The organism is Roseateles sp. (genome assembly GCF_036486225.1).
GTDB lineage: Bacteria > Pseudomonadota > Gammaproteobacteria > Burkholderiales > Burkholderiaceae_C > Roseateles.
Window position 1 is genome coordinate 1 of the sequence record NZ_DASVNZ010000070.1, and the last position, 7,349, is coordinate 7,349.

Consider the following 7,349-nt stretch of genomic DNA (forward strand, 5'->3'; position numbering starts at 1 on the left):
TGCGCGGTCTGGGCGGCGTTGACGGTGATCGTCTCCGCACACTGCCGCAGCTCCCGCGCCGCGCTGCTCGCGTTGATCGGCCTGTGGGTCGTCGCGGTCTTCCTGGTGCCGCGACTGGGCGCGGCGGCGATCGAGCGCCTCGCGCCCCTGCCGACGGGCCAGGCCTTCTGGTCGGCCGTCGGCCGCGACATCGAGCAGGGGCTCCCCGGCGACGGCGACGCCAGGCAGCGCCTGCAGGCCTTCGAGGCCCGCTTGCTCGCCGAGCACGGCGTGAGCCGCCTGGAGGACCTGCCGCTCGGCGCCAACGCCGCGCGACGCCTGTTCCGCGATGCCTACGCGGCGCGCGTCCACGCGCTGCACTTCGACGCGCTGTGGGCGGCGCAACTGCGCCAGCAGACCTGGCTGCGCGGCCTGACCGCGATCAGCCCCTACGCGGCGATGCGCGCGGTCGGCGGCGCGCTCGCGGGCACGGACCTCGCGCATCGCCGGCATTTCGAAGACGCCGCCGAACAGTACCGCCAGACCTTCACCACGCGCATGGACGAATGGGACCGCGACGCCACGCGCGGCCTCACCTCCTTCGAGAGCCGCTATGCGGGCGACGCGCAATGGCGCGCGATCCCGGACTGGACTTACGAGCCGCCCGGCTGGCGCTTCGCGCTGCGCGCGGCGGGGCCCGATCTCGGGCTGCTGGCGCTGTGGCTGATGGCGGCCCTCGGCGGGCTCTGGTTCAGCGCGCGGAGGCTGATCCCATGAGCATCCTTCCCGACATCGACACCTGGCGCGCCGAAGGCTTGCGCCTGCGCCGCCAACCGCTGGCGTGGATCGCGCTGGGCGCCTTGCTGCTGGCGCTGCTGACCGCCGCCTCGTCGGCGGGATTCGAGGCCCGCGCATGGCGGCAGGCCGCCGCTGCTGAGGAAGCCCGTCGCACGGGGCTCATCGACGCCGCCGTCGAGCAGTTCCGCGCGACATCGCCCGGCCCCGCCGCCGCGCAGGCGACCTACCAGCTCGGCCGCGGCGAACTCGGCGCGACGCGTTGGCAGGTGGGCGACGGACTCGGGCTCGGCGTCGACCGGCTGCGCGTCCTTCCGGCGCAGTTGAAGGCGACGCTCGACAGCCGCCATGTCGACGCCCGGCCACCCGGTCCGCTGCGCAATCCGCTGCTCGTCGAGAGCGGCCTCCCAGGCGTGCCGGCGATGGTGGCGCTGCTGCTGCCGCTGGTCGCGCTGGCGCTGTGCGCGGGCCTGCTGCAGGAGGAGCGCGAACAGGGTCGGCTCGGGCTGCTGCGCGTGCAGGCGCGCCGCGGCGTCACGCCGGTGATCGTCGCGGCCCTGGGCTGGCGGCTCCTCGCGTTGTGGGGCGTGGCGATCCTCGCCACGCTGCCTGCGCTGCTGCTTGATCCGGGCGCGCCAGCTGTCGTCTCTGCAGCATCTTCGACCCCAGCAGGCACAGGGATCTCGGCGGCAGGCGAGGCAACGACGACAACCGTGATCGCGCACTGGGCGCTCGCACTGGCAGCGTTCTGCGGCGTCTGGGTGCTGCTGGGCGGACTGCTCTCGGCGCTGCCGCTGTCCGGACCGGCGGCGATGCTCGCCGCGCTGGGCCTGTGGCTGATGCTCACCTTCGTCGTGCCCGCCGGCCTGATCTGGGGTGCCCAGCGCGAAGCACCGATGCCGTCGCGGCTCGCCGCCATCGTGCAGATCCGCGACGCGCAGCAAGACAGCGAGACGCATGAAGACGCCCTCGCCCGCGACTGGTACGCGCGACATCCGGAGGTCCCCGCGCCACTGCCGGCGATGTGGCCCGCGAGCTTCGTCCCGCGCGTGCTGGCGCAGGACCGCGTGCTGCGTCCGCTGATGCGCCGCTTCGACGACGCGCGTCTGCGGCAGGCGGCGTGGGTCGAGCGCTGGTCGTGGCTGTCGCCGGGCCTGGCGTTGACGCTGACGGGAGAACGGCTCGCCGGCACGGACGCGGCAAGCCACGTCCGCTACCTGCGCGAGGTCGATGCCGTCGAGGATCGCTGGCGGGATGCCCTCATCCCGCGCGTGATGGACCGGCGCGGGATCAGCGCGGAGGCGCTGGCGGCTTTGCCAGCGTTCCCGGGGATCCCGGCGTTCCCGCGTTCCGCGCCGGGATCCACATCCCCAGCAGCGTCGCCGCCAGCATCGCCAGCAGGCCCGTGACCGCGATGCCGCCGGCCAGCGAGGCCGTCGCCACCAGCGCCGACAGCAGCGCGGGTCCGCAGGATCCGCCCACGTCGGACAGGAAGCGCCACACCGCGAGGAAGTAGGCGCGGCCGTGGCGCGGCGCGTGGTCGGCGCCCAGCGTCATGATCAGGCCCGAGCCGATGCCGTTGCCGAAGCCGATCGCCGTCGCGGCGATCAGCAGCGTGGTGAAGCCGACGGTGAACGGCATGGCCAGCAGCGCCAGCCCGATGATCGCCATCGACGGCACCGCCACCCAGCGGCGCCCCTTCAGGTCCATCACGCGGCCGGCCGGGTAGAACAGCAGCATCTCGATGCCGCCCGAGATGCCGTAGATCAGCGAGGTCACCGCCGGCGCCAGCAGCAGGTGATCCGCCCACAGCGGGATCACCGCCTGCCGCGACGCGCGCACGGCGCTGACCAGCATCACGCCCAGGCCCAACGTCAGGAACACCTTGCGGTGATCGGCCATGATGGACTTCAGCGAAACGGGTGCTGGCGCGGCCGCGCCGGCGGGATGCGGGGGCGCTTCGAGGTCCGGCAGCCGCGCGCCGATCGCCGCTGCGGCCAGCACGCCCGCGATGCCGACGCCGAACGCCGCCTGCAGCCCGAAGGCATGCACCGCCGCCGCCGACAGGAACGGACCGATGAACATGCCGATGCGCATCACGCCGCCCAGCGTGGACAAGGCCCGCGCGCGGTACGCGGCGGGCACCGCCTCGGTGAGGTAGCTCTGCCGGGCCAGGTTGTAGACGGCCTGGGACATGCCCACCATGAAACAGCCGATGCCCAGCGCCAGCACGCCGGGCAGCAGCACGGCCAAGGCCATGCCCAGCGCGCTCCAGACGCCGGCGGCCACGATCGCCCAGCGCTCGCCCCAGCGCATCGTGATCACCGACGCCGGGATGTTGTTCAGCAGCGAGCCCAGCCCGATCAAGGTCACCACGAAGGCCGCCATCGACACCGACGCGCCCAGGTCCCGCGCCATCAGGGGCACGATCGGCAGGATCGCGCCCTCGCCCAGCCCGAACAGCATCGACGGCCCGAAGGCGGGCACGGCGATCTTGCGGAAGGAGAACTCGGCTTCAGACGTTGCGGAAGGTGTCGACATCGGGCGTGGATCGGGGCGTGGATCGGACGTGGGGCAACCGGAAAAAGCGGCCATGACGATAAGCGAGGTCCGTGCCAGCGGACGGCGCTCCTCGCCCGCAGCCCCCATTTCAAGCCTCCTCTGCCCGCGCGACCCGCCCGGATATCGCACCGCCCCTCACGCCGTGACTGCACCACCGCGGCACCGCGATGGCACCACGACGGCATGACACCCGCGCCCACCGTCGCTTTCATGCCGTTGCAATCGAATACCTCGAAATCGTGAAAGCGCTTTCAGAATCTGCGGCTTTTGCCTAGGATGGTTGGCGCAGGAGAGAAGTCGCGAACCCGGACGAGCGTCGCAGAGCGTTGGCCGGACCGTGCCGATCGGTGCCCTCCAGCACACCATCGAAACCTCTTGGAGACTTCATGAATCGCCTCCTCTCCTGGCTGGGCGCGTGCCTGGCCTTCCTCGTGATGAGCTTCAGCGTGCCCGTCGTGCAGGCGCAGACCAATGCGAGCTTCTCGCACGGCGTCGCGTTCAACGGCAGCCAGGCCACGCTCTGGTTCAAGTCCAACGTCGCGACGACCTGGGTCGACGCGCATTACCAGTTGAATGGCGGCGCGCAGCAGAACCTGCGCATGCCCTTCAACAGCGGTGCGGCCCGCTACGAGCTGGCGCTGCCCGGCGCGGCGGCCGGCACGCGCGTGGACTACTGGTTCACTTACAACAACGGCAACCCGGCCTATGACAGCGCGCGCTTCACCGCGACCGTCACGACCGGCGGCGGCACCACCGATCCCGGCACGCCGACCAACCCCGGCAACCCGGGTACGCCGACGAACCCGGCCGACTGGAACGCCAGGACCACCTTCAAGATCGAGAACGCGACCAACGGCCGCTGGCCCGATTCGCAGGTCTACTGGGCCATCATCGGCAAGAGCTGGCAGACCGGCGAGTTCGTGCATGTCGACGCGAGCGGCAACGTCGTGCCGATGCGCCTGTCCGACAACACGGTGACGAAGAACGGCCGCAAGTACGCCAACTACTTCTTCCCGCTGTCGCAGACCCGGCAGATCACGATCCCGCCGGTGAACTCGGCGCGCGTGCTGATGTCGGTGGGCAGCCCGATGTTCATCGAGGTCAACACCGACGGCGCGGGCAACATCGCCTACGCCGGCGCCAACATCGAGAACTCGAGCGATCCCAACCTGGACGTCATCTTCGACTTCGGCGAATTCGCGCTGATCCCCAAGGGCCAGCCGGACCAGGGCATCTTCATCAACACCACGCGCGTGGACCACTTCGGCTTCCCGCTGAAGCTGCGCGTGCAGGGCCTGGGCGGCTACGACAAGACGGTGGGCGAGCCGCTGACCGAATCGCGCGACACGCTGTTCACCAAGTTCCAGCAGGAAGTGCCGGCCGAGTTCCGCAGCCTGGCGGATCCCAACTTCGCCAACGTGCCCTACCGCACCCGCATCCTGGCGCCGGCGCATTTCACCTTCCGCCCGGGCGACGTGAACGGCGCCTACCTGGACGGCTACATCGGCGACATGTGGAACCGCTTCAAGACGCAAGACCTGGTCTTCACGCTGGACAACCTGGGCACCTTCCGCGGTCGCGTGGACGGCAGCACCAACCGTTTCGTCTTCACCGGCGGGCGCTCGAACGGCACCTACTACATCAACGGCAAGCCCAACACGGCCGAGGTGTTCCTGGGCGCGGGCAAGCTGGACGATCCGCGCAAGCCCGACGGCAGCTTCCAGGTCGACACGCCGGCCGACGCGGCCAAGTCGATCCAGCTGCAGATCCAGGCGCAGGTGTGCGCGGCGCTGAACCGCCACGTGCTGGCGACGCCGGCCGACTGGTACCGCCCGGCGGCCTTCTACCCGGCCGGCACGCGCGGCAACTGGTTCGCCAAGTTCTGGCATGACCATTCGATCAAGGGCACGGAAGGCGCCGCGAACGGCTACGGCCTGGCCTACGGCTTCGCCTACGACGACGTCGGCGGCTTCAGCCCGTCGCTGCACACGAACGCGCCGACGACGGTGACGTACACGATCGGCTGGTAAGCCGGTTCCAGGTCTCATCGACGCGAAGGCCCCGCTCCGGCGGGGCCTTCTGCATGAAGTCGGCTCAGCAGTTCCCGCCGCTCTTCAAGCTCTTCAGACACCACCGCTCCGTCCCGCTGGTCGTGTCGCTGCCCCAATAGGTCGGCGTGTAGTTCCAGATCGGCCCGCCCCACGGCAGGCTGGGGTTGTAGGTCATGCTGGTCACGTAGACGTAGTTGGCCGTCGTGCCGCGCAGCGTCGCCTGCATCTGCGCCTGCGTCGCGGAGTGGATCAGGAGCCAGGTCTTGACGTTGAGCGAGGTGGCCAGGTTCTGCACGTCGCCGTTGAGCCAGCTCGCACCGTTGAGGTAGTCTGCGTACGCGGCCTCGTACATCACGATGTGCTCGCCGGACTGCGCCGCGCTGACGAAACAGCCGCTTGCGCCCGGCCAGCCCGCGTTCCAGACCTTGATGCCGCCCGCGCCCGAGCCCGACACCATCGAGCGCACATTGGCCCACTTGGTCGGCGTGCCGCTGCACTTCTGCGCGTCGCTCAGCGCGGCGTCGTCGTGCGCCGCCTCGTCGAAGAAGAAGCCGTCCACGCCGCCCAGCGTGTTCTTGTAGGCCGAGAGCTCGGCAGGGATCGCGTTGTAGCGCGCGAGTTCGTCGGCGGTGTTGCGGTCGTAGCCCGTCGGCACGTAGCCCAGCACCTTGCCGCCCTGCGCGCGGATGTTGGCGATGACCGCCTTCCAGTTGGTGACCTGGCTCGCGCTCAGGCCTTGCGCGCCGCTGTTGGGATTGATGACGACGTAGCTGCCGGTCGGCACCTGGCCGCCGTAGGTGCTGGCGATCTCGCCCCAGTAGGCGATCAGGCCGAAGCCGGTCGGCGCCGCCGCGGCCGTGGTCGCGAAACCGGCCGCCGCGCCGGCGAGCGCGACGACGGCGGAAAGACGGGTGAAGGTGCTGAATGCCGAGCTGAACTTGGCGCCCGGACGCGTGGCTTGCTTCATGGAGTCCCCTGGTCGTGGTGAATGACGAGGTCAGTCTAGAAAGCCACCGAATTCTTTCGAATATCGTTTACGCCACGTTTTTTTCTTTCCTTACAAGATAAATCGAAAGCTTTATTTTCGATTTATTCGAAAGCGAAAATACGCGTGGAGGGCTCCTGCAGACCCCGCGCGCTTGAGGAATACTTCGCCGCTGCCGCGCTCGAACACGGTCCATGCACCGTCCCCACACCCACAAGAACGAGCACGCATCCACACGATTTCAGGGAGCTTCAGATGACCATCACCCGCCGCATCGGCCTGCCCCTCATGCTGGCCGTCGCCGCCGCGCTGAGTACCGGCTGCGCCACCCACTCGGGTGAGACCGCCGCACGCGAACAGCAGGCCTCGATCGACCTGCAACGCGCCGGCGCGCGTCAGGCGAGCGGCGCCGCGCAGGACCGCAGCGACCGCGCTCGCGCGAGCAGCAACTGCGACGGCTTCATCGAATGCCTGCTCACCGCGTTGCTGCAGGGCGAAGCGTCGCCGAAGTCGGGGCGCTGAACCCCCACCCCGGCGCACCGCAAGTTACTGCGTCCAGCGGCCGCCGAGCGCCCTGAGCAACGCCACGCGATTGCTCTGCTCGGTCTGACGAAGCGTCACGAGCGCGCGCTTGGCCGTCGTCAGCTGACGCTGTGCATCGAGCAGCTCCAGCTGGCTGCTGCCTCCGAGGCGGTAGCTGCGCTCGGCCAGGCGTTGCGACTGCTCGGCCGCGTCGACCTGCGCCTGCTGTGCGGCCAGTCGCTCGGCCAGTTGATCGCGCACCGCCAGCGCATCCGCGACCTCGCGGAACGCCGACTGCAACGCGGACTCGTAACCCGCCATCGCTTCCTGCCGGCTGGCCTCGCTGACCTCGACCTGGGCGCGGCGTTGCCCGCCGTCGAAGATCGGCAGATCGATCTGCGGCACGATGCTCCACACGCCGCTGCCGCTCTTGAAGAGGCCGTCCAGATCGGGGC

General features: G+C 69.8%; 7 protein-coding genes. 4 read left to right on the forward strand and 3 right to left on the reverse strand.

Annotated elements, in window-relative coordinates:
* Both VF536_RS05235 and VF536_RS05240 read left to right on the forward strand, forming a co-directional pair.
* The coding region (locus VF536_RS05235; protein ID WP_331613749.1) for a DUF3526 domain-containing protein at positions 1 to 756 on the forward strand (756 nt) is incomplete at its 5' end.
* Positions 753 to 2,183, forward strand: coding sequence for a DUF3526 domain-containing protein (locus VF536_RS05240; RefSeq protein WP_331613750.1), 1,431 nt, complete (start codon positions 753 to 755; stop codon positions 2,181 to 2,183). The genes VF536_RS05235 and VF536_RS05240, both read left to right, overlap by 4 nt.
* Here VF536_RS05240 and VF536_RS05245 read toward each other — a convergent pair.
* Positions 2,065 to 3,315 carry an MFS transporter gene (locus VF536_RS05245; RefSeq protein ID WP_331613751.1) on the reverse strand — a complete coding sequence of 417 codons (1,251 nt, stop codon included), beginning with the start codon at positions 3,313 to 3,315 and terminating at the stop codon, positions 2,065 to 2,067. The two genes, VF536_RS05240 and VF536_RS05245, sit on opposite strands and share 119 nt — an antisense overlap.
* A gap of 407 nt (positions 3,316 to 3,722) precedes the next feature.
* Here VF536_RS05245 and VF536_RS05250 point away from each other — a divergent pair, with 407 nt between their 5' ends.
* Positions 3,723 to 5,366 (forward strand): glycoside hydrolase family 64 protein, encoded by a 1,644-nt coding sequence (locus VF536_RS05250; protein ID WP_331613752.1) that lies wholly within the window; start codon positions 3,723 to 3,725, stop codon positions 5,364 to 5,366.
* A 64-nt stretch (positions 5,367 to 5,430) separates the two neighbouring features.
* Here the strand turns inward: VF536_RS05250 and VF536_RS05255 are convergent, their stop codons facing one another.
* Entirely contained in the window at positions 5,431 to 6,354 is a 924-nt protein-coding gene (locus VF536_RS05255) for a spherulation-specific family 4 protein (RefSeq protein ID WP_331613753.1), read from the reverse strand.
* A gap of 273 nt (positions 6,355 to 6,627) precedes the next feature.
* Here VF536_RS05255 and VF536_RS05260 point away from each other — a divergent pair, with 273 nt between their 5' ends.
* Positions 6,628 to 6,894, forward strand: coding sequence for a hypothetical protein (locus VF536_RS05260; protein ID WP_331613754.1), 267 nt, complete (start codon positions 6,628 to 6,630; stop codon positions 6,892 to 6,894).
* Positions 6,895 to 6,918: 24 nt separating this feature from the next.
* On the opposite strand, the gene VF536_RS05265 is transcribed toward VF536_RS05260, so the two are convergent.
* Positions 6,919 to 7,349, reverse strand: a 431-nt coding sequence (locus VF536_RS05265; protein ID WP_331613755.1) for a TolC family protein, incomplete at its 5' end; no start/stop codon positions are given.

Excerpts from the sequence above, each read along its gene's own strand:
- VF536_RS05245 (WP_331613751.1), bottom strand. The coding sequence starts at position 3,315 with ATGTCGACACCTTCCGCAACGTCTGAAGCCGAGTTCTCCTTCCGCAAG.
- VF536_RS05255 (WP_331613753.1), bottom strand. The coding sequence starts at position 6,354 with ATGAAGCAAGCCACGCGTCCGGGCGCCAAGTTCAGCTCGGCATTCAGC.
- VF536_RS05250 (WP_331613752.1), top strand. The coding sequence starts at position 3,723 with ATGAATCGCCTCCTCTCCTGGCTGGGCGCGTGCCTGGCCTTCCTCGTG.
- VF536_RS05260 (WP_331613754.1), top strand. The coding sequence starts at position 6,628 with ATGACCATCACCCGCCGCATCGGCCTGCCCCTCATGCTGGCCGTCGCC.
- VF536_RS05240 (WP_331613750.1), top strand. The coding sequence starts at position 753 with ATGAGCATCCTTCCCGACATCGACACCTGGCGCGCCGAAGGCTTGCGC.